Origin of the sequence: Kitasatospora purpeofusca, from assembly GCF_042691725.1 — a bacterium.
Classification (GTDB): Bacteria; Actinomycetota; Actinomycetes; order Streptomycetales; family Streptomycetaceae; genus Kitasatospora; species Kitasatospora purpeofusca_B.
Map to the genome: position 1 here is coordinate 6611793 of NZ_CP170483.1, position 26669 is coordinate 6638461.

Annotated in this window: 24 protein-coding genes and 1 pseudogene; 10 read left to right on the forward strand and 15 right to left on the reverse strand. The window is 72.7% G+C overall.

Going from position 1 to position 26669, the window contains the following annotated elements; all coding sequences use genetic code 11:
- The first annotated feature begins 138 nt into the window (after positions 1–138).
- The 4 genes and pseudogenes from ACFCLZ_RS28570 to ACFCLZ_RS28585 all read left to right on the forward strand — a co-directional run.
- Entirely contained in the window at positions 139–498 is a 360-nt protein-coding gene (locus ACFCLZ_RS28570) for a hypothetical protein (RefSeq protein ID WP_380280574.1), read from the forward strand.
- Complete coding sequence (locus tag ACFCLZ_RS28575; RefSeq protein ID WP_380280576.1) at positions 495–1517, forward strand: hypothetical protein; 1023 nt, start codon at positions 495–497, stop codon at positions 1515–1517. The genes ACFCLZ_RS28570 and ACFCLZ_RS28575 overlap by 4 nt, the downstream gene beginning before the upstream one ends.
- Entirely contained in the window at positions 1514–1903 is a 390-nt protein-coding gene (locus ACFCLZ_RS28580) for a roadblock/LC7 domain-containing protein (protein WP_063350516.1), read from the forward strand. The genes ACFCLZ_RS28575 and ACFCLZ_RS28580 overlap by 4 nt, the downstream gene beginning before the upstream one ends.
- 129 nt (positions 1904–2032) lie before the next feature.
- Positions 2033–2140 (forward strand): annotated as a pseudogene (locus ACFCLZ_RS28585) (transposase domain-containing protein); the annotation flags it as partial.
- 159 nt (positions 2141–2299) lie between these two features.
- Here ACFCLZ_RS28585 and ACFCLZ_RS28590 read toward each other — a convergent pair.
- From ACFCLZ_RS28590 to ACFCLZ_RS28610, 5 genes are all read right to left on the reverse strand, one after another.
- Positions 2300–4519 carry a M20/M25/M40 family metallo-hydrolase gene (locus ACFCLZ_RS28590; protein WP_380280578.1) on the reverse strand — a complete coding sequence of 740 codons (2220 nt, stop codon included), beginning with the start codon at positions 4517–4519 and terminating at the stop codon, positions 2300–2302.
- Positions 4516–5334 (reverse strand): SDR family NAD(P)-dependent oxidoreductase, encoded by an 819-nt coding sequence (locus ACFCLZ_RS28595; RefSeq protein WP_380280580.1) that lies wholly within the window; start codon positions 5332–5334, stop codon positions 4516–4518. Before ACFCLZ_RS28595 ends, ACFCLZ_RS28590 begins: the two co-directional genes overlap by 4 nt.
- The gene (locus tag ACFCLZ_RS28600) at positions 5334–6662 is read right to left on the reverse strand and encodes an MFS transporter (RefSeq protein WP_380280582.1); all 1329 of its coding nucleotides are present in this window, start codon (positions 6660–6662) and stop codon (positions 5334–5336) included. Before ACFCLZ_RS28600 ends, ACFCLZ_RS28595 begins: the two co-directional genes overlap by 1 nt.
- Positions 6659–7615 (reverse strand): polysaccharide deacetylase, encoded by a 957-nt coding sequence (locus ACFCLZ_RS28605; RefSeq protein WP_380280584.1) that lies wholly within the window; start codon positions 7613–7615, stop codon positions 6659–6661. The genes ACFCLZ_RS28600 and ACFCLZ_RS28605 overlap by 4 nt, the downstream gene beginning before the upstream one ends.
- 84 nt (positions 7616–7699) lie before the next feature.
- The gene (locus tag ACFCLZ_RS28610; protein WP_380280586.1) at positions 7700–8707 is read right to left on the reverse strand and encodes an Lrp/AsnC family transcriptional regulator; all 1008 of its coding nucleotides are present in this window, start codon (positions 8705–8707) and stop codon (positions 7700–7702) included.
- A 162-nt stretch (positions 8708–8869) separates the two neighbouring features.
- On the opposite strand from ACFCLZ_RS28610, the gene ACFCLZ_RS28615 reads away from it, so the two are divergent.
- Positions 8870–9805: an SGNH/GDSL hydrolase family protein gene (locus ACFCLZ_RS28615; protein WP_380280588.1), complete on the forward strand. Its 936-nt coding sequence runs from the start codon at positions 8870–8872 to the stop codon at positions 9803–9805.
- A gap of 172 nt (positions 9806–9977) precedes the next feature.
- On the opposite strand, the gene ACFCLZ_RS28620 is transcribed toward ACFCLZ_RS28615, so the two are convergent.
- On the reverse strand, positions 9978–10781 hold the full coding sequence (locus ACFCLZ_RS28620; RefSeq protein ID WP_380280590.1) for a GntR family transcriptional regulator: 804 nt from the start codon (positions 10779–10781) through the stop codon (positions 9978–9980).
- Between the two features lie 161 nt (positions 10782–10942).
- On the opposite strand from ACFCLZ_RS28620, the gene ACFCLZ_RS28625 reads away from it, so the two are divergent.
- A complete protein-coding gene (locus tag ACFCLZ_RS28625) occupies positions 10943–12118 on the forward strand; it encodes a GDSL-type esterase/lipase family protein (protein WP_380280592.1) in 1176 nt (391 codons plus the stop codon).
- A gap of 138 nt (positions 12119–12256) precedes the next feature.
- Here the strand turns inward: ACFCLZ_RS28625 and ACFCLZ_RS28630 are convergent, their stop codons facing one another.
- From ACFCLZ_RS28630 to ACFCLZ_RS28665, 8 genes are all read right to left on the reverse strand, one after another.
- Complete coding sequence (locus ACFCLZ_RS28630) at positions 12257–13657, reverse strand: NAD(P)/FAD-dependent oxidoreductase (RefSeq protein ID WP_380280594.1); 1401 nt, start codon at positions 13655–13657, stop codon at positions 12257–12259.
- A 157-nt stretch (positions 13658–13814) separates the two neighbouring features.
- Positions 13815–14966, reverse strand: coding sequence for a M24 family metallopeptidase (locus tag ACFCLZ_RS28635; RefSeq protein ID WP_380280596.1), 1152 nt, complete (start codon positions 14964–14966; stop codon positions 13815–13817).
- Positions 14967–15059: 93 nt separating this feature from the next.
- On the reverse strand, positions 15060–16175 hold the full coding sequence (locus ACFCLZ_RS28640; RefSeq protein WP_380280598.1) for a hypothetical protein: 1116 nt from the start codon (positions 16173–16175) through the stop codon (positions 15060–15062).
- 3 nt (positions 16176–16178) lie between these two features.
- The gene (locus ACFCLZ_RS28645) at positions 16179–16601 is read right to left on the reverse strand and encodes a cupin domain-containing protein (protein WP_380280600.1); all 423 of its coding nucleotides are present in this window, start codon (positions 16599–16601) and stop codon (positions 16179–16181) included.
- 115 nt (positions 16602–16716) lie between these two features.
- On the reverse strand, positions 16717–17928 hold the full coding sequence (locus ACFCLZ_RS28650) for an ABC transporter ATP-binding protein (protein WP_380280602.1): 1212 nt from the start codon (positions 17926–17928) through the stop codon (positions 16717–16719).
- A 1-nt stretch (position 17929) separates the two neighbouring features.
- A complete protein-coding gene (locus ACFCLZ_RS28655; RefSeq protein WP_380280604.1) occupies positions 17930–18730 on the reverse strand; it encodes an ABC transporter permease in 801 nt (266 codons plus the stop codon).
- A gap of 3 nt (positions 18731–18733) precedes the next feature.
- Positions 18734–19666: an ABC transporter permease gene (locus ACFCLZ_RS28660; protein ID WP_380280606.1), complete on the reverse strand. Its 933-nt coding sequence runs from the start codon at positions 19664–19666 to the stop codon at positions 18734–18736.
- Positions 19667–19671: 5 nt separating this feature from the next.
- The gene (locus tag ACFCLZ_RS28665) at positions 19672–20673 is read right to left on the reverse strand and encodes an ABC transporter substrate-binding protein (RefSeq protein WP_380280608.1); all 1002 of its coding nucleotides are present in this window, start codon (positions 20671–20673) and stop codon (positions 19672–19674) included.
- Positions 20674–20834: 161 nt separating this feature from the next.
- Here ACFCLZ_RS28665 and ACFCLZ_RS28670 point away from each other — a divergent pair, with 161 nt between their 5' ends.
- From ACFCLZ_RS28670 to ACFCLZ_RS28685, 4 genes are all read left to right on the forward strand, one after another.
- Complete coding sequence (locus tag ACFCLZ_RS28670; RefSeq protein ID WP_380280610.1) at positions 20835–21614, forward strand: TetR/AcrR family transcriptional regulator; 780 nt, start codon at positions 20835–20837, stop codon at positions 21612–21614.
- Between the two features lie 552 nt (positions 21615–22166).
- Positions 22167–22469 carry a hypothetical protein gene (locus ACFCLZ_RS28675; protein ID WP_380280612.1) on the forward strand — a complete coding sequence of 101 codons (303 nt, stop codon included), beginning with the start codon at positions 22167–22169 and terminating at the stop codon, positions 22467–22469.
- A gap of 181 nt (positions 22470–22650) precedes the next feature.
- Positions 22651–23103, forward strand: a complete 453-nt coding sequence (locus tag ACFCLZ_RS28680) for a hypothetical protein (protein WP_380280614.1) — start codon at positions 22651–22653, stop codon at positions 23101–23103.
- Entirely contained in the window at positions 23100–25307 is a 2208-nt protein-coding gene (locus tag ACFCLZ_RS28685) for an NACHT domain-containing protein (protein WP_380280615.1), read from the forward strand. The genes ACFCLZ_RS28680 and ACFCLZ_RS28685 overlap by 4 nt, the downstream gene beginning before the upstream one ends.
- Before the next feature lie 85 nt (positions 25308–25392).
- Here ACFCLZ_RS28685 and ACFCLZ_RS28690 read toward each other — a convergent pair whose 3' ends face one another.
- Complete coding sequence (locus ACFCLZ_RS28690; protein WP_380280617.1) at positions 25393–26496, reverse strand: alpha/beta hydrolase; 1104 nt, start codon at positions 26494–26496, stop codon at positions 25393–25395.
- Positions 26497–26669: the final 173 nt, after the last annotated feature.

Below are 26669 nucleotides of genomic sequence, written 5' to 3' on the forward strand. Positions count from 1 at the left end.
CTGTTCGTCCTTTGCGTGACTTCCGGGCAGAACTCCCGTGTGCGGGAACAAAGTAGCAAGAAGCCACCGGTTGTGGTCACCTCGTGAAAATGATGGAATAAAGTACGCTGCCGGGGTTCAGAACGTGAAGGGGTACTGGTGGGCGCACTCGAAGCTTCCCTCTCCGATGTGCTCGGCTCCCCCGGAGTGGTCGGTGCCGCGCTCGTCGACGCCGTCACAGGTCTCAGCTACCGGTCCGCCGGGGACCACCGGCTGCTCGGGACCGGGGCCGAACTCGCCGAGCTGACCAACCTGATCGGCGAGCGGCTGTACGAGGCAGGGGCGGAGAGCGAGTTGGAGAGCCTGGTGGTCACCAGCACCCGCCATCACCAGGTCGTCCAGGTGGTGTCCCGGAAGGGCGACCCCCTGCTGCTGGCCACCGTGCTGGACCGGGAACGGACCAACCTGGCGCTGGCCGTCCGCCAGACCGCCGACCACGCACAGGACTTGCTGGCATGACCGACCCGTCCCACGACACGGCGCCGCCCGCCGTGCCCGCAGCTCCCACGACGCCGGCTCCGCCCACGGCGCGCAACGTGCCCGCGCTGCTGCTCGCGCTGCGCCGGACGGAGTTCACCGGATCGGTCACCGTCTCCAGCGCACCGGGCGGCACGATCCACCTGGAGCAGGGTCTGGTCGCCGCGATCGAGACCCCCGGGGCCCCGACCGCCGAGACCCTGCTGCTGAAGTCCCGGCGCGTCGGCGAGGAGGAGTGGGCGTCCGCCGAGACGGCCGCGTCCGCCGGCCGGCGGGCCGACGCTCCTCCGACCTGGGGCGGCGACCTCGGCGCGGCCCTGGTGGCTCAGGGGTCGATCGGCGCCGCCGAGCTCGAAGCCGTCTGCGCCGCCGCCGCCTTCGACGGGGCCTTCGCCCTGGTGCTGAGCCCGCCCGGCAGTTGGGAGACGGTCGAGGCGGCGCCGCCCGCCAGGATCGCGCTGCGCCCGGGCATCGAGCCGGAGCGGCTCTTCGAGGAGACCGCCCGGCGGACGGCCCTGCTGGCCCGCCTCTGGGGACCGCCCGGCGAACTGGCCCGCATCCGGATCCGTCCTGCCGCCCGGGCCGAGTCCGGTGCGCTGCGGATCCCGGTCCGCTACCGGGAGATCCTGGCCGCCGCCACCGGCCGCCGCACCGCGCGCGACCTCGGCTTCGCCCTGGGACGCGGTGTGTTCGCGGTGCTCCTCGACCTCGTACGGATGGACGCCCGGCACCTGCTCCACCGGGAGCCGGCGCACCCGGCCCCCCTGGCACCGAGCGTGGCCCCGCGCATGCCGACGAGCGAACCGCCGCCGGCCGGCACCGGGCCGCTGCCGCGCCGCGTCCGCAGCGGACGCGGCGCGGGTGGTCCGGGCGGCCCCGGCGGCCCGCCCGCCCGATCCGAGGGAGCGGCGGCCGCTTCCGACGGTCCACCGAACGCACACCGCGCCGAGCACACCGCGCGCACCGAGACGACCGAGCAGAGCGAGAAGAGCGCACCATGAGCAGCCAGACACCGACCGCCGTGCTGGTCGACGAGTTGAAGTCCCTCCGCGACCGGGTCATGGGCATCTCGGAGAGTGTCATCTCCACCACCGACGGCCTGTTGGTGGCCGCCGACACGGCCGCCGTCCACCCCGAGTCGGCCGCCGCCCTGTCGGCCGCCATGCTCGGCCTCGGCCGGCGCACCGCGGCCGAGGTCGGCGTGGGCGGCCTGCGCGACGTGGTCACCCGCTGCAACAGCGGCTACGTCGTGGTGCTGGCGATCGGGGAGCAGGCGCTGCTGATGATCCTGGGAGACGAGGGCCTCGACGTCGCCGGCCTGCACCGCGAGTCGCCCGCCACGGTCCGCCGCCTGAGCGAGCTGCTCGGGATGGTCCCCGCGGTCTAGTCCCGACGCCGTTCAGTTGGACGCGGGGCCAGGGTGCCAAGGCCGGTGGGCAGAGCAGTGGAGCTGCCGTAGCAGGCTTCCACACCGCGGACCGTCGGCGTAGCAGCCGGGGCGTTCGCGCCAGGCCATATCGGCGAGTTGACCCGGATCGTGCCGTTCGAGATGGTCGATGAGGTGCTGGCCGAGACGAAGGCGGTGCAGCAGCGGGTCCGGCTGGTGCCGGCGCGGGTCACCGTACAACCTGTTGCCGGCGGGGGCGTTGTTCGCCGGGCTGGGCTGTCGGCAGGTATTCGACTACCGCCGGCTGTGCCGGTGGCTGTGACGTCTGGGCCCCGACTCCGGTATCGGAGTCGGGGCCCTTCGCTCATCCGTGCCGGACGGAACGGTGCCTGGGGGTCATCCGGCCAGCGAGGCCAGCACCGTGGCGGCCAGCGCGGAGCGTGCGACCATGCCGGACACCGAGGTGTGCTCCGAGCGGGCGTGGGCGCCCGAGCCCACTGCGCCGATGCCGTCCAGGACGGGGGTTCCCGCGGCCACCACGAAGTTCCCGTCGCTGGCCCCTCCGACGGACGTCTCGCACAGGTCCTCCCCGAGCAGTGCCGCGCACCGGCGGGCCAGTTCGGCGTACGCGGCGACGTGTTCGGTCCGCTCGAAGACGGGGCGGTTCCAGTCCCCGCCGACCTCCACGCGTGTCCGCGGTCCCACCGGACGCAGTCTGGCGAGGGCCTCGGTGACGCGGTGCTGCTCGGCCGCGGAGGCGACGCGCACGTCGATGTGGCCGACGGCTCGTCCTGCGGTGACGTTGCTGCGGGTGCCCCCCTCCACCACGCCCACGTTGAGGGAGGTTCCGGCATCTGCGTCGCGCAGTTCGGCCAGGCGCAGGATCTGGTGGGCCAGTTCGTCCACCGCGCTCGCCCCGGCGGTCGGATCGAGCCCGGCGTGGGCCTCCTCGCCGGTGACCGTGACGGTGAACAGGCCCACGCCCTTGCGGGCGGTCTTGATCGCGCCGTCGGCGGCTGCCTCGAAGACCATGGCGAGCCGGCTGCCGCGGGATTCGGCGACGACGGCCTCGTGGGAGCCGAGGCTGCCGGTCTCCTCGTCGCCGTTCAGCATCAGGGTGCAGGCCGGGCGGGGCAGGTTCAGGGCGTCGAGGGCGCGCAGCGCCCACACCGCCTGGACCAGACCGGCCTTCATGTCGAAGACGCCCGGCCCGCTGATGTGGTCGCCGTCCCGTCGGAAGGACCAGGTGTCGAGGGTGCCGGTCGGCCAGACGGTGTCGTAGTGGCCGAGGAGCAGGACCGGCCGGGTGTCCTCGGTGGTCGCGTCACGGGCCGGGTAGCGGCGGACGAGGATGTCCCCGGCGCTCGCGCGGGGAAGGATCTCCTCGGCCTGCGGTGTGCCCAGGCGCCGGTCGAGCCAGTCCCGCAGCCAGCCGAGACAGGCGTCGAGTTCGTCCGGGTCGTCGCTGGCGCTGCCCCGGGAGGTGTACGCGGCGAGGTCGGCGATCATCTCCTCGCGATGCTCGTGGAGCCAGCCCCGTACCGCCTCGGCCTGCGCCGCCTCCGGCAGGTGCCCGGGTACCGCGGGCTCGGCGAGGCGGTCCAGCTCCTCCAGGCGCGACTCCGACATCCGGTGCGGTGAGCCCTCCAGTTCGAGCAGACCGTCGATGACGGTGCGCAGTAGGGCGGTGGGCAGCCCCTCGCGGGCGGCGTGCTCGAAGACGTCGGTGTAGTGGGTGGTGACCTCGACGGGCCGATGGCGTACGGCGAGGTCGCGCCAGATGCCGCTGCGGTCCTTCGGCTGCGTACGCAGCCACGCCGTGAGGCGGTCGAAGGCGGCGTCGCGTTCCGCCGGGTCCGTCCCCGGCCGCAGGGGGTGGGGGTCGAAGGCGTCGAACGCCTCCAGGGTGACGCCGAGGCGGTCGGACACGGCGAAGATCTCCCTGGCCAGTCCGGTCATGGCGGCCCGGTGCCGGTCGATGAGGCCGGCCATGGGGGCGTCGGCGAGGGCGGTGGCGGCGAGCATCGCGCCGAAGCCGGCCTTGGCCCACAGATAGCCCTCGACGTTGTCGCTGGCCACCGCCGGACCCCAGCTCCGCAGGTCGGACACGATGGAGCGGACGCGGGCACCGACCGGGCCGCCGTCGGGCTCACCGATGACGAGGGCGCCGGCTCCGCCGTCCAGGATGACGCCCGGTTCGATGACGTCGGCGAAGATGTTGACGAACGCGGCGACGGTGCGCTCGGCGCCCACGTGGCGGGCGATGAGCTTCTCGTTGAAGCCGTTCTGGAGGGAGACCACACAGCCGTCCGGGGCCAGGCGGGGCGCGATCCAGGCCGCCGCGGCCGCCGTGGCCTGGGCCTTCACCGCCAGCAGGACCCGTCCCAGGGTGCCGTCGAACTCCTCCGGCGTGGTGGCGGCGACCGGCACGCTGGTGCGGGTGGCGCCACGGGCGACGACGAGCCCGTCGGCGCGGATCGCCGCCACGTGTGCCGGGTCGGTGTCGACGACGGTGACGGGGTGGCCGGCCCGCGCGAGGGCGAAGGCGAGCGTGCCGCCGATCGCTCCGCCGCCGACGACGGCGTAGGCGGCCCGTTGCGGGGAGGTGCCGGTCATGAGGTGGGTCCTTCCGTGAGGGTGGCCGGTGTCGCGGGCGGCGGGGTGGCGCGGGTGTCGCCGGGCTGCCAGATGCGGGGCAGGTGCAGTGCGCCCGCACTGGATCCGCCGTCCACCCGCAGCACCTCGCCGGTGATCCACGAGGCGTCGCGGCCCGCGATCCAGACGACGGCGCGGGCGATGTCGCGCGGGCTGCCGGGGCGGCCCAGCGGGTTGGCGCCGATGGCCGCGGCGTACTCGGCGGAGACGGGGTTGCAGTCGCCGGCGACCAGGACGAAGCCGGGGCTGACGGCGTTCACCCGGATGCCGTGCTCGCCCAGTTCCAGGGCGGCGGCGCGGGTGGCCATCTCCAGGGCGGCCTTGGAACTCGCGTAGGGGCCGCCGCCGGGCCGGGACCGCAGTGCGGAACCGGAGGAGATGTTGACGACCGTGCCGGGCCGCCCGGCCGCCATGGCGAGCCGGGCGAACGCGGCCGTGGTCAGCACGGGGGCACGCAGATTGACGGCGAACAGCCGGTCCCAGGTGCGGGCGTCGAGGTCCGCCATGTCGATGGACGGGTAGACACCGGCCGCGTTGACCAGGACGTCGACGGGGCCGCGCTCCGCCCAGGCCCGCTCGACCAGGCCGGCCGGGGCGTCCGGGTCGGCCAGGTCCGCGGCGTGCGCCGCGGTGTCACCGCCCAACCGTGCCGCGGCCCGCTCAACGGCCTCGGGGTCGCGGTCGGTGAGGGTGAGCAGCGCCCCCTGCGCGGCGAACTCCTCGGCGATTGCTCCGCCGATTCCGCCCGCGGCGCCGGTGACGATCACGTGCGCCATCAGTGGAACTCCTTGTCCTTGGTCTCCGGCATGGTGAGGTAGACGAGGAGGGAGATCAGCGCCGCGGCGGAGACGTAGATCCACAGCAGGTCGCTGCGGCCGCTGTCGTGCAGCCAGGTGGTGAGGTAGGGCGCCGTGCCGCCGAAGACCGCCACCGCCAGGGCGTACGGCAGGGCGATGCCGGTGGCGCGGACCTCGGCCGGGAACTGCTCGGCCATGACGACCGCGCAGTTGGCGGAGTAGCCGAGGATCAGCAGCATGCCGGTGAGCTGGACCAGGAACAGACTGAGGAAGCCGCCGTCGAGCAGGTGCAGCAGGGGCCAGGCCAGGACGACGAAACCGGCGGCGAAGCCTGCCATGGTCGGCTTGCGGCCGATCCGGTCCGAGAGCAGCCCCACGAACGGCAGGGCGACGACGAAGACCACGAGGCACAGCGTCTGCGACAGCAGGGCGGTCTTCAGCGCGATGCCGGTGGTCAGGTTCGCGTACGTGGGAAGGTAGTTGACCCAGATGTAGTAGGTCAGGGTGCCCGCGATCGTCATGCCGACGACGCGCAGGGTCGCCGCGGGGTGCTCGACGAGCATGGCCTTGACGGGGTTGGTACGGGTCCGGCCCGCGCCCTGGGCCTCGGTGAAGGACTCGGTGTCCTCCACGGTGACCCGCAGCCACAGGCCGACCAGGCCGAGCAGGCCGCCGAAGACGAACGCGGCGCGCCAGCCCCAGGAGTGCACGGCGTCGTCGCTGAGCACCGAGGTGGTGAGGGTGCCCAGGAGCGAGGCGATGAGGACGCCGCCCGCGACCGACACCTGCTGCCAGGAGCCGGCGAACGCGCGCCTGCCCCGGGCGGCCGACTCCACGAGGAAGGCGGAGGAGGAACCGAACTCGCCGCCCGCGGAGAAGCCCTGCACGAGCCGGGCGACGAGCAGGACGAGCGGCGAGAAGACGCCGATGGATTCGTAGCTCGGGGTCACCGCGATGACGAACCCGGCCCCTGCCATCAGGGCGACGGTGAGCGTCATACCCTTCTTGCGGCCGCGGCGGTCGGCGTAGGCGCCGAGTACGGCCGCGCCGACCGGGCGCATCACGAAGCCGACGGCGAACACGGCGAGCGTGGACAGCAGGGCCACCGCTCCGTCGCCCTTCGGGAAGAACTCGTCGGCGATGACCTTGGCGAAGATGGAGTACAGGGCCCAGTCGACCCACTCGACGGTGTTGCCGATGGTTCCGGCGACGATGGCTTTGCGCTGGGCGCGGTTCAGTCTGCCGGGGGCGGGGGAGCCGCCGTCCTTGGACAGCGGACCGGCGGGGGCGGCGGATCCTGTGGTCATGGCGTGTGCTCCGGGGCGTGGGGGACGGAACGGGAGGTCGTCGGGCCGGCCAGGACGGCGCGGGCCGAGTCGGCGAGTTGGGCGTGCGTGGCGAACCAGACGCCGGGGTGGGCGGCGATGTGGTCGAGGAGTCCGCTCAGCGCCACCAGGCGTGAGCGGTGGCCGATGACGTGCGGGTGCAGGGTGAGCTGGAAGACCCCGCCGTCGCGGTAGGCGGCGTCGAACTCGTCGGCCCAGATCTCCAGGACGTCGCGCGGACGGCTGTGCGGGCGGACGGAGCCGTAGCGGTCCATCGTGAAGTAGGGGGCGTCGTCCCGGATCCAGTCCACGGGGATCTCGACCAGGCCGGTGGGGCGGCCGGTGGCGACGATCTCGTACGGCTCGTCGTCGGCCATCAGCGAGGAGTCGTAGGCGAAGCCGAGTTCGAGCATGATGTCGAGGGTGGAGTCCGAGAAGTCCCAGGACGGCGTGCGGATTCCCACCGGCCGCCGGCCGGTCAGGGTCTCCAGGGTGTCCAGGGCGCGGGCGGTCAGCTCCTTCTCGTCGTCGCGTCCCAGCAGCGTGTTCCGCTCGTGGATCCAGCCGTGGACGGCCAGTTCGTGTCCGTCCGCCGTGTACGCGCGCGCCTCCTCGGGGTGGATCAGAGCGGAGACGGCCGGCATGAAGAACGTGGCGGGGACGCGGTGGCGGGCGAGCAGGTCCAGGATCCGGGCCGCGCCGACGCGGGCCCCGTACTCGCCCTGCGCGAGCCGGCCGGGACTGGTCTCGCCGTCGCGCAGCGGGATCGTCTCGTGGTCCGAGTCGAAGGACAGCGCGACCGCGACCCGGGCGTCGCCGGGCCAGCGGTCGGGGACCAGCCGCCGTCCGGCGCGCAGGGCGTCCACGTGTCCGCGCCAGGTCTGTTCGGTCCAGCGCCAGCTCTCTGCGGGCAGGCCGGAGTCGTCTGTGGGCATGGTGACTCCACGAGGGTCGGGGAAGGTGCGGGGAGGGGGTGTGCGACGGAGGGAGCCGACGCGGCGCGGTGGTCGGGAGCCCGCTCAGGCGGGGCGGACCATCCGGTGCCAGGAGTACTTCATGGTGACCAGGTGCAGGGTCACGTCCGAGGCGATCAGCCCGGGCAGCCTGCCGATGACGTCGCTGGTGTAGCGGAAGAGATCGGTGCGGCGGGGCAGCACCAGGTGCCCGACGAGGTTGAAGCGCCCGGTCGCCGCGCCCAGGAACTTGGTTCCCGGATGCCGCGCGAGCTGCCGTCCCGCCGCGTCGAGCCGGTCGGGCTCGATCGAGAGCCAGACCATGAACTCCGCGTCGAACCCGAGCAGCGACGGATCGACCAGGGTGCGGAACTGCAGCACGCCGCGGGCGATGAGCCGCTCCATGGCCCGCGCGACACTGGACTCGGTGTGCCCGAGTTGCCGGGCCAGCGCGCTGACCGGGGTGCGGCCGTCCTCCTTGAACGCCGTGATGAGCTCGTGCTCCAGGGAGGTGAGCGCTTGTGGCGTCACGTCCCAGTCGGCGCGGTCGCACGACGACGCCAGGGAGGAGGGCCGCAGGTCGGCCGCCGCTTCGGCGGGCAGCAGCCCGGTGTCCCACATCGACGCCGAGGTGAAGGCGCGGATGACCGGTACGGCCTCGGTGCTGGTGATGAGTTCGGCCGCGGGCAGGTCGGTGAAGAGCATCCGCATCATCTCCGCGTTGTCGCGGGCAACGAAGTCGACGATCAGATCGGCGGCGCCGGTGACCACGGCCACGAAGCGGACGTCCGGACTCGCGGTGAGCCGGTCCGCGACGGCCAGGCCCTGGCCCGGTTTGGCCTGGACCCGGACGAGCATGGAGGATCCCTCCCGCGTCCGGTCCAGCTCCATGGTGCCGACGACCCGCAGCAGGCCCCGCTCGCACAGGGAGCGGTAACGCCGCTGGGCGGTCGTCTCACTGGTGTCCACCCAGCGTGCCACCGCGCTCCACGGGGCACGACCGTTGAGCTGGAGCGCGGCGATGATGCGCTGGTCCAGCTCGTCGACGGTGCCCGCGGGGGCTTGGTGCTTCATGGTGCCGACGGTAACGAGCACCCTGACGGCCGTCAATGAAGGAATCCTGCATCATCGCTGGTCAGGGCCGTTTCATCCCGCAGCCGCAGCGCTACGAAAGGGGGAAAGGGCGCAGCTGGGACCGGCGCCCGCGGATGGCTGGAACGTGACGGATTACGTCGCATGCGCGTCCAAAAAGACACCCGGCGTTCACCGGGACGCGCCTGTCCGACGCCGACCGCGGGGCGGGAAGCCTCCCTCTTCCTCGTCTTCGCCGCGGCCTGCCTCGCGCTCGCCGCGCCGACGGCCATGGCCGTCCCGGCTCAGGCGTCCGCGGCCGAAGGCGCCTATGTCGCCCTGGGTGACTCCTACACCGCCGTCGGCACCCTGACCGAACGCGTCCCCGGCACGCCGTCGGCCTGCAATCAGGACACCGACAACTACCCGCACGTCGTGGCCCGGAGCCTCGGGCTCCAGCTCGCCGACGTCAGCTGTTCCGGCGCGGAGGTCGGTGACCTGGCGGCCGCCCAGTCGGCGGACTCGCCGCCGCAGTTCGACGCCCTGACCCCGTCGACGGCGGTGGTCACCTTGGGCATAGGGGGCAACGACAACAACACCTTCAGCACCGCCGTCCGGGGCTGCGAGGCCATTGACGCGCTCCACGTCTTCGACATCGGCTCGCCGTGCGCCGACTACTACAAGTCGACCTTCACCGACGCCATCGCCGCGGACGAGGTGAACATCGCCGGGGCCGTCCAGCGGATCCACCGGCTCGCGCCGCAGGCGAAGGTCTTCGTCGTCGGCTACCCGGACATCCTGCCGCGGAGCGGCAACTGCCGGCCGCGGCTGACCCTCACCACCAAGGACACGGCCTACCTCGACAACGTCGAACGGGCCCTCAACTCCATGCTGCGGAGGGTGGCCGAGGGCAACGGCGCCACCTACGTCGACACCTACACCCCGAGCATCGGGCACGACGCGTGTCAGAGCGCGGCCACCCGCTGGGTCGAGCCGCTCGTCCCCGCCGGCTCCTTCGCGCCGTTCCACCCGAACGCGGTCGGCCAGCAGCGCACCGCCGCGGCCGTCGAAGCCGCGCTGCGGGACGCCGGAATCGGCTGAGGCACCCGCCGGGCCACCCGGACCGGCCCGGCGGGTACGGTGCCACCGTGACGCGCGCCACGCGCGGCCGGGTGCCGCTTGAACGTCGTCGACCCGTTCAGGCGGTGCCTGGCCGCGGTCTCGCCCGGGGTGCCGGCCGGTGGAGTTCCGCGGCGCCGATCGAGCGGGCGGCTCAGTCCCCGGTGTCCGTGCCGCCCGGCTCCTGGTCCGTCCGGCGCCACGTGCGGTAGCGCAGCACGTAGCTGGCGTTCTCGCCGTGGATCCGTCGGCGCACGTAGAGCACGGGCCGCCCGTCCGGTGCGCAGTTGACCCCCTCGCGCACGAGCAGTGGGGTGCCGGCCCCGATGCCGAGCCGCCGTGCGTCGGCGATGTCGGCGGCGATCGCGCTGAACGAGCGCCAGTCGTACGCGAGGTCGATGCCTATCGCCTCGGCCACGGCCACCGTCGTGTTGCGGGACTCCCTCGATTCCGTGAAGCCCGCGGGCAGCAGTCGGGTGGCCACCCAGTAGCCGCTCACGGCCCAGGGCCGGCCGGAGGCCGTGATCAGGGTGTCGACGCGGGTCAGCGCGCTCGTGGGCAGCCGCAGGTGCTCGGCGGCCTGCCGGTCGGACGCCGCGTCAGGGCCGACCGCCACCTCCACGGTCCGCTCCTCCGCGCCCTTCAGGCCGTGCACCGGCAGGGGCGTGCTTCTCCCGTCGACGTCGAGGCGGGCGCTGTTCGGATCGACGTCGATCGTGGCCCGCACCACCGGCCGGCGCACGAAAGTGCCGACCCCGCGCCGGATCTCGACCGCGCCCGCCCGTTCGAGCTCGGAGATCGCCTGACGGACGGTCAACCGGTTGGCGCCGAAGTGCGCGGACAGCTCCGGTTCGCTCGGCAGCCGCGAGCCCGGCGGGTACTGGCCGGTGTCGATGCGTTCCTGGAGGTCGTGGGCGAACCGGAGGTACAGCGGACCGGTGTTTCGTGGTGTCGGCACGTGGCGAATCCTACGGATCCGGCGCCGGCGACCGATTCTCCGGTTCGGGCTCCGTGAAGTTCTCCCGCCGTTCATCCGGAAGCCGTTCGGCGAGGGATAGCATCAGCGAAAGAGCTAGACGTCTAGATGTCTAGCCCGACCCCGACGGGCAGGCCGACACCATGCACGATCCGCGCACCTGGATCACCACGCCCATCACCGCCGACCTCCTGCGCGGGGCCCTCGACGTGGAGCGGACCGAGCGCGGCCTGCTGCCGCACCGGCTGCCCGGCTGGGCCCGCGCCCAGTTCAGCGACCCGCAACTGGCCAGGGCGGAGTCCCAGCCCGCCGGTGTGCGGCTGGTCTTCCGCACCCGGGCCACCGCCCTCGAACTGGACACCGTCCCTACCAAGACCGTCTACGCGGGCGTTCCGGCGCGCCCGGACGGCGTCTACGACCTGCTCGTCGACGGCCGTCTGACCGGTCAGGGGAGCGTGGCCGGCGGCGACACGCTGACCGTCGACATCGCCACCAGGACCGCCGAGCGCCGCCCCGGCCCCGCCGGCACCCTCCGCTTCGACGGCCTGCCCGACCGGCTCAAGGACGTCGAGATCTGGCTGCCGTACAACGAGACCACCGAACTCGTCGCGCTGCGGACCGACGCCCCCGTCGAGCCCGCGCCGGACCGGGGCCGCAAGGTCTGGTTGCACCACGGGAGTTCCATCAGCCACGGCTCGGACGCCGCGAGCCCCACCACCACCTGGCCCGCCGTCGCCGCCGCACTCGGCGACGTGGAGCTGATCAACCTGGGGCTCGGTGGCAGCGCCCTGCTCGACCCCTTCACCGCCCGCACCCTGCGGGACACCCCGGCCGACCTGATCAGCATCAAGATCGGCATCAACCTGGTCAACCACGACCTGATGCGCCTGCGCGCCTTCACCCCCGCCGTCCACGGCTTCCTCGACACCATCCGCGAAGGCCACCCCGGCACCCCGCTGCTGGTCGTCTCGCCCATCCTGTGCCCCATCGTCGAGGACACCCCCGGCCCCAGCACGCTCGACCTCGCCGCCCTCGGCGCCGGGCGCGTCCTGGTCCGCGCGACGGGCGACCCCGCGGACCGCGCGAGCGGCAAGCTGACGCTGGGCGTCATCCGCGACGAGCTGGCCCGCATCGTCGACCAGCGCGCCGCCGACGACCCGAACCTCCACTACCTCGACGGCCGCAACCTCTACGGCGAGGCCGACGCCACCGCCCTCCCGCTGCCCGACCAGCTCCACCCGGACGCCGCCACCCACCAGCACATCGCCCGGCGCTTCGCCACCCACGCCTTCGCCGCCCCGGGCCCCTTCGCGCCGTAGCCGGCGGAGGGACCTGTGCGGCAAACCGCGGGTCGACTGCCGCCCCGACCTGCCACTGGACCCGCGGTGCGACGTGGTGGGCTGAGGCCGCGGGCGCCGAGAACCGCGCCCGGGGCGGTCGGTGTGAGATCGTCCGCTCTAGGAGTCGAAGCCCAGCCCGCACCGGTCCAGCGTGCGCAGCCACAGGTTGCGGTGACCGCCGTTGTGGTCGGCCCGGTCCAGGGCGCGGCGGGTCAGTTCGACGCCGACGTAGCGCACGGGCTCCGGCGGGAACGGCAGGGGCTTGCTGCGCACCATCTCCAGCCGGGTGCGCGCGCTCTCCCGTCCGGACAGCAGGTCGAGCATCACCTGGGCCCCGAACCGGCTGGCCGCCACCCCGAGGCCGGTGTAGCCGAGCGCGTACGCCACCCGCCCGCTCATCGCCTTTCCGTAGAACGCCGTGAAGCGGGTGCAGGTGTCGATCGCGCCGCCCCAGGCGTGGCTGAACCGCACGCCCGCCAGCTGCGGGAACGTCGTGAAGAAGTGCTCCGCGAGGGTGGCGAACGTCTCCGGACGCTGGTCGAGGTCGTCGCGCAGCCCGCTGCCGTAGTAGTAGATCGCGTCGTAGCCGCCCCAGAGGATCCGGTTGTCGTCGGTGAGGCGGTAGTAGTGGAACTGGTTGCCCATGTCCGACATGCCCTGCCGCCCCTTCCAGCCGAGGGAGGCGAGTTGGTCGGCGGTCAGCGGCTCGGTGGTGAGGACGTAGTCGTAGACGGGCACCGTGTACAGGCGCAGCCGCCGCAGCAGGGACGGGAACACGTTCGTGGCGAGCGCCACCCGGCGGGCGCCGAGCCGGCCGTGCGGGGTGGCGAGCAGCACGCTGTTCGAGGCTTCGCGCATCCCCACCACGGGCGTGTTCTCGTGGATGCGCACGCCGAGGCGCAGGCAGGCCTCGCGCAGCCCCCAGACCAGTCGGGCCGGGTCGGTGAGGGCGTACCCCTCGCTGTCGTAGGCGCCCGCGAGGAAGGTCGGCGAGAGGACCTGGGCGCGGATCTCGTCGCCCGTCAGGAAGTCGATCTTCCGGCCGTTCGCGGCGGCCAGGTCGCACATGGCGCGGATCTCGTCCACCTGGTGCGGCTCGGTCGCCGCCCACAGCTTGCCGTCGCGGCGGAACCCGCAGTCGATGCCGTGGCGGCGCAGCGTGTCCTCGATCTCGTCCAGGTTCTCCAGGCCCATCCGCTCCAACTCGGCCAGCTCGTCCGGCCAGCGCTCGGCGCCGTTGCCGAGGCCGTGGGTGAGGCTGGAGGAGACGAAGCCGCCGTTGCGGCCGGACGCGGCCCAGCCGGCCGACCGGGCCTCGACCAGGACGACGTCCAGCGAGGGATCGCGCTCCTTGGCGAGCAGCGCGGTCCACAGCCCGCTGAAGCCGCCGCCCACCACCGCGAGATCGCAGGTGGTGTCCCCGGTGAGCCGGGGGCTGGGCGCGGGGGCGTCCGGGCTGTCGAGCCAGTGGCTCAGGGGCTTGGCCCCGGCGAGGGCGTCGGCGTACGGGGCGCTCATGGGGATGTCTCCGATCGGGAGCGGTCGATGGGTACCTGGGGATGGTGAAGGGTGGCGAGGGGCGGTGAGGGGGCGCGGCCGGGCGGGGTGTCGGGCGTCGGGCGCTCCGGCACCCCGCCCGGACTCGTGGGGCTGGGAGAGGGGACCGGCGGCCGGATCAGTCGGCGACGTACAGCGTGTGAGGCAGCTTCGACAGGCTCCGCGCGCCGGTCTCGGTGCACAGCACGGTGTCGCCCATCTTGATCCCGAAGCCCTCGTCGGGCAGGTGCAGATTGGGTTCGATGGTGAAGGACATGCCCGGTGCCAGGATGTGGTCGTCGCCCTCGACCAGCGTCATCGGCTCCAGCCAGCCGGGCGGGTAGGCGACGCCGAGGCTGTAGCCGATGCGGTGGCAGCGGCGGCGGACGAGGTCCAGCTCGCCGAGGATCGCGTTGCAGGCGTCGTCCGGGGCCGGTGCGGGCGCCCCCGGGCCGGAGGCGGCGATGGCGGCCTCGGTGGCGCGTTCGACGCAGTCGGCGACCTCCTGTACCCGGGGCGTCGGCTGCCCGACGACCGCCGTGCGCATCAGCACCGCGTGGTAGCGGTGCACGACGCCGGCGAACTCGATGCACACCACGTCGCCGCGCGACAGCGTCCGCCGCGACGCCATCCCGTGCACCATCGCGCTGCGCTCCCCGGACACCACCATCGGCGGGATCGCGGCGTACTCGCTGCCCGCCTCGCCGAGTGCCCGGCTCGCGATGCCCGCGAGCTCCGTCTCCGAGACGCCGGGGCGGACGGCGGCGAACACCTGCTCCATCGCGTAGTCGGCCATCTCGGCGGCCTGCGTCTGGTAGGCGATCTCCGCGGGCGACTTGATCAGCCGCTCCTCCGGGACGAGGTTCGTGGCGTCGACCCACCGGACGTCGGGGAGCAGGGCGCGGAGCCGGTCCCAGTTGCCGGGCAGCAGCGTGAACGCGCCCAGTTCGATGCCGACCGTCGCCTTGTCGAGGCCGTGCTTGCGCACGCTGTCCGCCATGACCTCGATCGCGTCCTGCGTGGCGATGTCGTAGACGCGCGGGGAGCGCAGCCACGACAGCATGTGGACGCCGGGCTCCTCGGTGGTGCGCGTGATGTACTCCGGCTCGCCGTCGCCCGCGTCGATGAGCAGGGCCTGCGGCCACAGGTAGCCCACGGAGCTGACGCCGGTCAGCCAGTGGACGACGTCCGGCATGCTGACGAGGAGGCCGTCGAGGCCCTGAGCGGTCATCCGGGCGCGGACGCGGCGCAGCCGGTCGTCGTACGTGGGCAGGGTGAAGGGGAGTTCCATGGTGGCACCTGTCCTGTCGTTTCTGCGGGGTCGGTCGGCTGTGGGTGGGGGCGCGGGCCGCGGGCGGGCCCGTCCGGAGGTCCCCGAGGTCCCTCAGAGGTCCCAGTGGGGGGCGAGGGCGGCGCGGACCCGCTCGATCGCCGCGTCGCCCCGGGTGAGGTCGTCGGGGACGTAGGCGATCGGGTCGGCGAGCGAGGGCTCCCGGCCGAGCAGTCCCTCGATGGTGGCGTGCAGGCAGTACGCGGCGTAGCTGCGCGCGTAGCCGCCCTCCTGGGTGAGGACGAGCCGTCCGCCGGTCAGCTCCCGGCCGAGTTCGCCGAGCAGACCGCCGATCCGGTGGAAGCCCGCCATGGTCACGTTGTGCTGCCCGTTGGCGTCGAAGGTCGCGGCGTCCTGGCCGGAGGCGGCGATGATCAGCTCCGGTCGGTACTGCCGGAGCACCGGCGCCACGATCCGCTCGATCGCGTCGGCGTAGGCGCGGTCGCCGGCGCCGACCGGCAGTTCGATGTTGACGTTGTGGCCGAGCCCGGCGCCCCGGCCCAGTTCGTCGGGGGCGCCGGTCTGCGGGTGGGTCGCGCCCCAGGAGCCGTGCGCCATGTGGAGGGAGAGGGTGAGGACGTCCGGGCGGTCGTAGAAGCACTCCTGGGTGCCGTTGCCGTGGTGGACGTCCCAGTCGACGACGGCGACCCGTTCGACGCCCCGGTCCCGGGCCCGCTGGGCGGCGAGCGCGGCGTGCCCGAACACGCAGTAGCCGTCGGCCTGGGACGGCTGCGCGTGGTGTCCCGGTGGGCGGACCAGCGCGTACGCGAGGTCGCAGGTGCCGTCGAGGACGGCGTCGGTGGCGGCGAGGCAGGTGCCGGCGGCGGCGAGCAGGGGCTCCCACGAGCCGCCGGTGACGGTGGTGGTGGACGTCAGCCACGTCCGGTCGCCGCCGCCGGTGGCGCAGACCTCGCGCACCCGCTCGACGTACGACGGCGTGTGCACGGTGGTCAGTTCGGCCTCGGTGGCGAGCCGCCCCGGGTGCCAGACGATCCGGTCGGCGACCGGTCCGCGCTCCAGGACGGACTTCATGTTGCGGATGCGGGGGGCGCTCTCGGGGTGCAGCTCGGGTTCGGCGAGCAGCGCGGACGGGGCGGCCTCCCAGAACCCCGCGCCGGTGTCGTTCTCCAGGACGCGGGCGTCCCAGAACACGTGCACGGTGTCACTCACGGTCTACTCCTGCGAGGGCGTCATCGAGTAGGTGAAGAAGGCGGGTTCGTCGCCGGTGTTCTCCAGGTGGTACGTCCAGCCCGGCGCGAGGTAGACGCTGTCGTCGGGGCCGAGGTCGAAGTGGCCCTCGTCCCAGGTGAGGCGGAGCCGCCCGCGGATGATGAAGTACGTCTCCTCGACCGGGCCGTACCAGTGGTCGCCCTCGGCGGTGTCGTCCTGGCCGCGTGACGACCAGACGTTGGTGCGCTCCCCCGGGTCCATCCAGGCGGCGCCCAGCATCAGGTTGGAGCCGTTGCGCCCCTTGGTGATGGTCCGGGCGATCCGCACCTTGGTCACGGCCTCGGCGGCGGGTGTCACCGGTACCTCGGCGAGCGCGACGACACTGGGCGGCACCCGGCCGGGGACGGTGGGGTGGTCCTTGCTCATAACCGACTCCTTGCGTACGGGGATCTACGGGGAACGGGATCCACGCGGAACGGGGTCTGTGGGGAAGGGATCTACGGGGAAGGGCCTGTGGGGAACGGGTCCGCAGGAACAGGAGCTACGACGGGAGCGACGACGAGGGTCGGGACGACGGGCTCGCCGTGGCCGGCACCAGGGCCGCGTGCTCCGCGGGCCAGACGACCTGGGCGGGCGTGCCGGGCCGGGCGGGGCCCTCCTGCCCGGCCGGCTCCCGCAGTTGGACGCGCGTTCCGCAGGCCAGGTCGACGGTGACGCGGCGGTGCGCGCCGAAGTAGACGACCTCCGCGACGGTACCGGCCAGGGTGTTGTGGCCGAAGGGCGCGAAGTCCTCGGTCGCGAGCAGCCGCATCCGTTCGGGCCGGACGATCAGCGCGACCTCCTCCGAGGCGGCCGCACCGGCACCGGCCTCGGGTACCGCCAGCTCGTATCCGTCGCCCGTGAGCCGCCCCGGTCCGGTGAGCCGCCCGGTGAACACGTTGGACTCGCCGAGGAACCGGGCCACGAACAGCGTCGCGGGTCGCTCGTACAACTCCTCGGGGGTGCCCACCTGTTCGATACGGCCCTCGTTGAAGACGGCGATCCGGTCGGAGAGGGCGAGCGCCTCCTCCTGGTCGTGGGTGACGAACACGAAGGTGATGCCCAACTCGCGGTGCATCCGGGCGATCTCGCCCTGGAGCTGCTCGCGCAGCTTCTTGTCGAGCGCGCCGAGCGGCTCGTCCATCAGCAGCACGCGCGGGTTGAAGACGATGGCCCGGGCGAGCGCGACCCGCTGTTGCTGCCCGCCGGACAGCCGGCTCGGCAGCCGGTCGGCCATCTCCTCCAACTGCACCATGCGCAGGGCCTCGGCGACCCGTCGGGCGATCTCCGGCTTGGTCACCTTGCGCTGCTCCAGCGGGAAGGCGATGTTCTTCGCCACCGTCATGTGCGGGAACAGCGCGTAGTGCTGGAAGACCATGCCGAGGTCACGCCGGTGCGGCGGGAGGTCGGCAACGTCGGTGCCGTCGACCGTGATGGCCCCCTCGGTGGCCTTGGTGAAGCCGGCGATCATGTTGAGGGTCGTGGTCTTCCCGGAGCCGGACGGGCCGAGGAAGGTCATGAACTCGCCGAGTTCGATGTCCAGCGAGACCCCGTCGACGGCGGCGCGGCCCGCGTACCGCTTGGTGAGCCCGCGCAGCCGGACGGGGGCGCCGGTGCGGGACGGGGAGCCCGCGCCGGACAGGGTGGCCCCGGCAGCCGCGGTGGTGGCTGGGGCGTCGGACGAAGTGGCGGTCGTGCCGGCGGTGTCGGCCATGTCAGCGTTTCCCCTCGCGCCCGGTGCGCCGCAGCAGCTGCGGCAGCAGGATCAGCGCGGTCGTGGCGACGAGCACGATGCTCGACGCGGCGGCGATCGTCGGATCGGTCTCCACGGTGACGCTGCTGAACATCGTCACCGGGAGGGTGTGCAGGGTCGGGCTCTGCAGGTAGAAGGCGATCACGACCTCGTCCAGTGATGTGACGAAGGCGAAGACGGCCCCGGAGAGCACGCCCGGCAGGATGAGTGGCGCGGTGACCCGGCGGAAGGTCGTCAGCGGTCCGGCGCCCAGCATGGCGGCGGCCCGGTCCAGACCCCGGTCGTAGCCGCGCAGGCTGGTCGAGACGGCGACGACCACGAAGGGCACGGCCAGCGCGGTGTGCGCGACCACGAATCCCAGGGTCGTGCCGGCCAGGCCCCAGTTGAGGAAGGCCGAGTACACGGCGATGGCCGCCACGATCTGCGGCACCACCATCGGCGCCATCAACAGCCCCTGCAACAGGCCCTTTCCGGGCACTCGGCCACGGTCCAGGGCCAGCGCCGCCAGGGTGCCGAGCACGGTGGCCAGCACGGCGACGGCCACCGCGATCTGGAGCGAGGTCAGCAGCGAGTCGCGCCAGGTGGGGCTGGTGAAGAAATTCTTGTACCACTGGAGGGACCAGCCCTCCGGCGGGAACTTGAAGCTGCGCTTGCCGGTGAACGAGAGCGGGATGACGACGAGCGTCGGCGCGACCAGGATCGCGCCCACCAGCGCCGCCCACAGCCGCAGCCCGATACCGCCACGGAACAGTTGGTTCTCCACGGGTCAGCCCTCCTTCCCGGACAGGCCCAGCGTCGAGCCCACACGGCTCACCCTGGACACCAGCAGAAGCAGCAGGCCGGTCAGCGCGAGCAGGATCACGGAGAACGCGCCCGCACCCCCGAAGTCGAGCAGCTTCTCGACCTTGGTGCCGATGACCTGCGCCACCATCGACTCCTTCGGCGAACCGAGGAGCTTCGGCGTGACGTAGAAGCCGAGCGCCAGCACGAACACCAGCGTCGTCCCGGAGATCACCCCGGGCATCGACAGCGGCAGGTACACCCGCCGGAAGCAGGTGAACCGCCCCGCGCCGAGCCCCGACGCCGCGCTCATCAGCCGGCGGTCGATCCCGCTCATCACGCTGTACAGCGGCAGCACCATGTACGGCAGCAGCACCTGCACCATGCCGATGGCGACGCCCGGCGCGGTGCCGAGCAGCCCCTGTCCGCCGCGCCCGAACAGCGATCCGAGCCACCCGAGCGGCCCGCCGTCCTGGAGGAGGACGATCCAGGCGAAGTTGCGCGCCATGAGGCTGGTCCAGAACGGCAGCAGCACCAGGGCCATCAGCACCGCCCGTGCCCGCGGGCCCGTCACCGTCATCAGGTACGCGTACGGGTAGGCCAGCAGCAGCGTGGCCGCCGCCACCACCAGCGAGGTGAGCAACGTACGTCCCACCACCCGGCCGGTGGTCGGGTCGGCCAGCAGCTCGGAGAAGTTGCCGAACCCCGGCTCCGGATCCGTGAACGCCCGCCACACGATGTCCGCCAGCGGATAGGCGAAGAACACCAGCAGCATCAGCACGGCCGGCGCCAGCAGGAGCAGCGTCCTGCTCCGCCCGCCCAGGGCCCGGACGCCCCGGCCCCGGGCGGGGCGTTCCTTGCGCGTCGGCACCGGGTCCTGGTCCCGCGCGGCGGGGGTACCGCTCAGGAGATCGGTCATGGTGCTCAGCCCGTCGCCCAGTCGGTCCAGCGCTTGGTGGCCGTGTCCTGGTTCTCGGCCCACCAGGTCACGTCCTGGTAGAAGCCCTTCTGCTGGATGTCGTCGCGCGCGGTGTTCCACTCCTCGGCGAGCGCGTCCAGCTCGGGCCTGGCGTCCGAGTTGACCGCCGCGTACGGCTGGTCCTCGGCGAACGCCGCCTGGCCCTTCGCGCCGGTGGCGTACGCGATGAAGTCCATCGCGAGGTCCTTGTGCGGGGCGCCCTTGGGCACCATCAGGACGGCGTAGGCGAGCATGTTGTCCTGCCACACGGGCGTGTAGGCGGAGCCGTTCTTGGCGGCCATGTAGGCACGCCCGGACCAGACCAGCGCCATGTCGGCCTGCTGCGACTCCAGTGCCTGCTGGCTCTGCGCCGACGTCTCCCAGAAGCCCAGGTTCTTGCCGAGCGTGTCGAGCTTCCTGAAGGCCCGGTCGTAGTCGAGCGGGTACAGCGACGCCGGGGCGACGCCGTCACCGAGGAGGGCCGCCTCGATCGCGCCGCCGGTGGCGAACCCGGGGGCGAGCCGCTTGCCCGGGAAGGCGGTGGTGTCGAAGAAGTCCTTGATCGACGAGGGCTTCGCGTCCGGGTACTTCTTCGGGTTGTAGACCAGGACCAGCGAGTACATCGCGTCCGGCACGGCGCAGTCGGTGACCGTGCCCTTCGGGAACTTCGACTTGTCGATCTTGTCGAAGTCGAGCTTCTCGGCGTACTTGTCGCACGTCCCGACCGGGAAGAACGGCTCGGTGTCCACGACGTCCCAGGCGACGCGCTTGGACTCGACCATCGTCTTGATCTTGGCGTAGTCGGTCGGCTGGTCCTGGACGGCCTTGACGCCGGCCTCCTTGGCCCAGGGCGTCAGCCACGCCTTGGCCTGGGCCTCCTGGTACCCACTTCCGTACGAGGTGAAGGTCAGCTCCTTGGCCGAGCTCCCGGAGCTGCCGGAGCCGGAGGAACATCCTGCGGAGATCATGGTGAACGCGATGGCGCCAGCCGCCGCCGCACCCATGCGTCGCGATGGGAAGTGCACGTCGGGTCCTCCCTCGAAGTGGCAATAAGCGCTTATTATTGCCATCAAGTTCGGGTTGGCAATACCCTCCAGCCAACTAGCGAGATCGGGGAAGGTAGACACAGATGGCTCCACAGAGCCCGCACGGCGAGGGCCCAAGCAGCTCCGTACGCGCCGGCACCGCCACCGCCGACGGAGACCTGATGGCGTGGCGAAGACTCCAACTCATCAGCGCGGCCAGCGAAGTGATCTGCCGTAACGGGGTCGACGGCGCGCGGCTCAAGGACATCGCCCAGGAGGCGGGCGTTTCCCTCGGAATGGTCCAGCACTACTTCCGGCGCCGGGAGGAACTGATCAGCGAAACGATCAGTTCGATGCTGGCACTGACCCTGGCCACCTGGCACTCGGTCTCGGAGCGCGAGCCCGACCCGGTACGCCGGCTCTTCGCGCTCCTTCGGTTCCAGGTCGCCGGATGGGCGCCCTTCCAGAAACGCTGGTCGTTCTGGATCGAGTTCTGGTCCGCCGCCAACCGCGACGCCACCCTGCGGACCTATGCCCAGGACGTCTACCAGCGCTGGGGGACCCCCTTCGACGCGGCCGTCGCCGCGGGCGTGGAGACCGGCGACTTCAGCCCCGCCGTGCCCGTCGAGCGGGTCAGTCTCATCCTGATGTCGCTCGCCGACGGCGCCGCCGTTCACGTCCTGATGGCCGGCGACACCCTCGACGAGGAGGGCATGTTCGACCTCCTCATCGACATGGCGTGCCGCATCCTGCGCATCAGCGAGCCCGTCCGCGAACGCGCGCTGCGCGACCTGCCGCGGATCGTCAGCCCGCACTACCCGCAGGAGCCGGCGCCCGGCGACAGCATCGACTGGAGCCCGCTGATCGCGGAACTCCAGGAGTAGCGCGAGCACGGAGGGGGTGTCGTGGCCGGCTGCCGCGACACCCCCTCCGGTGTCACTCGGCGTCAGTCGTTCAGGCGCATCCGCCTGCTGACGATGAACCACGCGCCACCGAGGACCAGCAGGGCGCCGCCGCTTCCGAGTTCGGCCACCGCAGTGGATCCGGCACTCTCTGCGGCGGCTCTGTCCGGGACGCAGTCCGGACAGGGCGCTGACCGGCCCGGACAGTCGGCGCGCTGTCCGGGACGGCGGGCTCTCATTGCTTCACCTGTCGATGGTCAGCAGCCTGTGTGGTGTCCGGCCGGCCGAACGGTCGCCACGGCACAGGCCGCTGCGTCGATGCATCACTCTCCACGCAGCGAGCTGATCCCGCACCACGACTGTCGATCCGCGACGTGTGGACGACATCCGTTCTGTCCTGCTCCGCGGACGCTCGGCAGGACTGTGAAGGAGGAGCACGTGCACCTGTTCAAAGGACTCGCAGTGGCCGTCGCCGCGACCGCGACAGCCTTCGCGATGATGCCGTCGGCGTCGGCAGCCGCTCAGACGGACACCATGTCCACCCCCCAGGCTCCCGCGGCCGTGAACTGCAACTGGAGCCCCAGCCGCGGGACCACCGGCGTGAGCATCGTGACCACCAAATCGATCCGACTGAGGTACGGGCCGGCTGCGGGCTGCGACTTCATCGGGTGGAGCAACATGGACGTGCCCACGCAACTGTGGGCCGTGTGTAAGTACCGCAACCCCGATTCGGGCAACACCTGGTACTACGTCGACCCGGACGCCACCGACTGGCAGAAGGGCTGGATCTACTCCGGCAACGTCAAGGTCGGTTCGGGGACGATCCCCAACTGCTGAGCGTGATCCGGAGTTCCTGTCCCGACCCACTCCCGTCCGGCCGCTCTCGCCCTGGCCTTCGGCCTCTGGTCGGCGGGCGGGTTCGCTCGTACGGGGGAGGGGTTCGGGATTCGTGTCACGCGGCGGGTGCCGCGGGGCTAGGGTCGGTCCACTGGCGAACACGTCCTGCAGGGGAGCGGGCATGGTGGGTGTGGAGCTGGCGGTCGGCTATCTCTTCGCGTGGGCGGTGGGCAAGGCACGGCGGGTGGCGGGCCGGGTGGATGCCGAGGTCGATCAGGCGTTGGACGCCGGGATGGACCACCTGCACGAGGTGGTGGTCGCCCGGCTGGGGTCCGACGAGCCGGCCCTGGAGCGGATGAGGGAGGAGGCCGGTTCCGGCCTGGCGGGGCCGACCGTGCGCACCCGGGAGCAGCTGGAGCTGGCCCTGGAGCAGGCGGCCGCGCGCGACGCCGAGTTCGCCGCGGCGCTGCGGCTGGCCGTGGAGGCGGTCGCGGCGGGCGCGCGGGCCGCCGGTGCGGGCCGCGGCGGGGAGGCGGTGAGCGGGGAGGCGGTGAGCGGGAACACCTTCAACGGACCCACCGCGCTCCTGATCGGAGACCACTCCCGGCAGGACAACCACTTCGGCCCCTCGTGACCGACCCGGCCCCGGAGCGCGGCGGGCCCGTCGTCTTCAACGGACCGGTCGCGCTGCTCCGTGGCGACCACAGCGTCCAGAACAACTACTTCACCGTTCCCGTTCCCGATCCGGTGGAGCTGGGGGCGCAGCAGTTGGGACGGGAGGTGCTGAAGCAGTGGGCGCGGGAGGCCGCCTCGCGCGACCTGCTGGGGCCGGAGCCGATCCCGGTGCGGTGGCGGGCGACGAGCGGCGGGGAGGTCGCGGACCACGCCGAGCGGACCGAGCACCCCGGCGGGGCGAGCAGCGCCGATCTGGCATCCTTCGCCGCGGAGCTCTCGCACCCGGAACGCCGCAGGCTGGTGGTCCTGGGCGGCCCGGGCAGCGGCAAGACCAGCCTGGCCGTCCTGCTGGTGATCGAGCTGCTGCTGCGGATGGACGCGGGCGACCCGGTGCCGGTCCTGCTGTCGCTCGCCTCCTGGCGGCCGGCCGAGGAGCACCTGGCCGGGTGGCTGGAACGGCAACTGCTGCGCGGGTACCCCTACCTGGAGCGCGGGACGGTTCGCGAACTCATCGGCCGCAAGCGCATCCTGCCGGTGCTCGATGGGCTCGACGAACTGCCGGCCGCCGAGCGGCCGGACGCCCTGGACGCGCTCAATGACGCCCTCGCGGAGGGCGTCCCGCTGATCCTGACGTGCCGGACCGACGACTACCGGGCGGCGGTGCGCGACTCCTCCGTGCTGCGGAAGGCCGCCGTCGTCCAGGCCGACCCGCTGACCGCCGAGGAGGCCGCGCAGTACCTGCTCAGGGTGGCCACACCGCAGCACCGGGAGCGCTGGCGCCCGCTCGCGGAGGCGCTGCGCGCGGACCCGTCCGGCCCCGCGGCCGAGGTGTTGACGGTGCCGCTGATGCTGTGGCTGTGCCGCACCGCCTACGCGCGTCCGCCCCGGGGCGCCCGTCCGGACGGGGACCCGGCGGGATACCCGGGCGGGGAGCCGGGGGAGCTCGCCGACCGCGGCCGCTTCCCCGACGCCGGGGCCGTGGAGGGCCATCTGCTGGATTCCCTGGTGCCGTCCGTCTACCGCAGGGAACCCCTGCCGCCGCCCCCGGTCGGCCGGAAGGAGTCGCGGGAGGCGCCGTGGGAGGGCCGGCGGACGGACCCGGAGCGGGTGTCCCGGTGGCTGGGCTTCCTCGCACGGCACCTGGAGCGGCGCGGCGAACCCGATCTCGCGTGGTGGGAGCTGGGCACGGCCGTCCGGCTCGGACCGCGCATGGTGGTGACCGGGCTGGTCTGCGGGGTGTGCGTCGGGATCCTGGTCGGCCCCGTGGACGGGGTCGGGGCCGCCCTTGGTTACGCGGGGCCCGGCACCGGTCTCGGGCCCCGGCTGGTGCACGGGATCCTCATGGGGGCGGCCGACGTCCTGATCAACGCCGTTCCCACGGCCGTGGCGTTCGGCCTCGCGCACGGGATCGGCTTCGCGTTCAGGGGCGGGGCCCTGGAGCCGTCGCGCGTGCGGATCCGCCTGGGCCGCGGTGCGGGGCGGGCGAGGGCGAGGTCCGGACGCGAGATCCTGGCGCGCGCCGGGCTCGGGGTCGTCGGCGGGCTGGCGGGCGGGCTCGGGATCGGCCTGCTGCAGGGGATCGTCCGCAAGCTCCTGTGGGACGATCCGCTCGCGCTCCGGGTCGGGCTGGTCGACGGGGTGATCTACGCGGGCATGTTCGCCGTCGCGGCCGCGCCCGTCTGCGCCGTGATGGCCTGGTGCGAGGCGCCGATCGCCATCGAATCGGCGCCGGGCCCCCGTGAGCTGCTGGGCCGCAACCGCAGGACCGTGCTCCTGCAGTGGTTGATGTTCGCCCCGCTGTTCGGGGTCGCGATCGGGGTCGCCGGCTGGCCCGCGGTCGCGCTGTTCGACGGGTACCTGTGGGGCATCCGGCTCGGCTGGAGCATCCCGGCCGGGCTCAGGTTCGGGCTGCTCACGGCCTTCGGGGCCGGGCTCGGCGCGATGCTGAGCCTGAGCGCGTGGGGCCAGTGGACGGTCTTCGCGCGTCTCTGGCTGCCGTTGACGGGGCGGCTGCCCCGCGCGGCGATGGACTTCCTGGAGGACGCCCACCGGCGGGGCGTGCTGCGCAAGGTCGGCGCGGTCTACCAGTTCCGCCATGCCCGGCTGCAGCAGCACTTCGCCCGGCCGCCGACGAGCCCCGCCGGGGAGTCCTCGCGGGGGTGAGCGGGCGAGGCCCGGCAGCGGTCCCGCAGGGTGCGCCCGGACCGTGAACTCCCCAACGGGTGCACGGTCCGGGCGTCCGGGCGGTTCAGGCGGAGCCGAGGGAGGCGGCGAAGGCCCGCTCCAGACGGGGGATCCAGTCCACGAGGTCCTGGGCCCAGCAGCCGGCGTTGTGGTCGCCGTTGCAGTGGGTGCCCCAGCCGGCGCCGTCGCCGTAACCGACGTAGTGGTACGGCAGGTGGAGGGCGTCGAGGCTGTCCCGGGCGTGCTTGTTGGCGCCCTCGATCCAGAACTCCAGCGCGAGCGGATTGCCGGCCCCGCTGCCGGTGTAGATCGAGATGCCGATGCCCGCCAGTCGGCTCATGTGGGCGGCGGGGTCGGCCTCGTTCCACAGCCGGTCGAGGTCGAACACCGGGTAGGGGGAGCCGAACAGGGCGTCGCTGGACACGGCGGGTGTGTAACTGCCGGTGCAGTCACCGCCGGTGGACGAGGAGGCGCCGCAGAATCCGCCCGGGGCATTGGTGAGGCTGGCGACGACGGCCAGCCGCAGGTCCATCGAGGCCGCCGACAGATCGAGGCCTCCGGACAGCGAGGCGACTTCGGTGAACAGTTCGGGGTGCCGCTGGGCGTAGCGCATCGCGCCGAAGCCGCCCATCGAGATCCCCGCGACGGCACGGCCGCGCTTGGCCGCGACGGTGCGCAGGTTGTCGTCGATGAAGGGGATCACCTGGCCGAGGTGGAAGGTCTCCCACTTCTGGGCGCCGGCCGCGGTGTTCTGGTCCCGCCAGTTGGAGTACCAGCCCCGCGGCCCGCCGTCCGGGATCACCGTGATCATCGACGTGGAACCGCGCAGGGCCGGGTAGTTCTGGTTGACGGGGCTGTCCGGTGAACCGTGCAGGAAGTAGAGCACCGGGTAGCGCCTGGTCGGGTCGTCCCAGTAGCCGGGCGGCAGGATGATCCTGACGGGGTGCTGCTTGGCGACGGCGGTGGTGGTCACGGTGATCGTGAAGTCGGTGGCGGTGCCGACCGAGCCGACCTGGGTCAGGCCGTGGCCGTCCGTCAGGCTGGGCGGACCTTGCGGAACCGGCGGGTCCGCGTACGCGGGCAACGCGGAGGGCGTCAGCAGGGCGACGACCGCGGCGGCGACGACGGCCCAGGCCCGCAGGCCCCGGCTGGAGAGGAATGAACTCATCGACGTTCCTTCGGAATCCGGTGACCGACGAGGGTGGATCCGGTGGACGGGAGCAGGAGGTCAGGAGTTTCGGCGTGGCCCGGTCGGCCCCGGCGGCCCGGGCGCTCCGGTCTGTACGGAGAATCCCGCGGGGGCGTCACAGTCTGGTACGAGTCTTCCACACACGGTGGCGG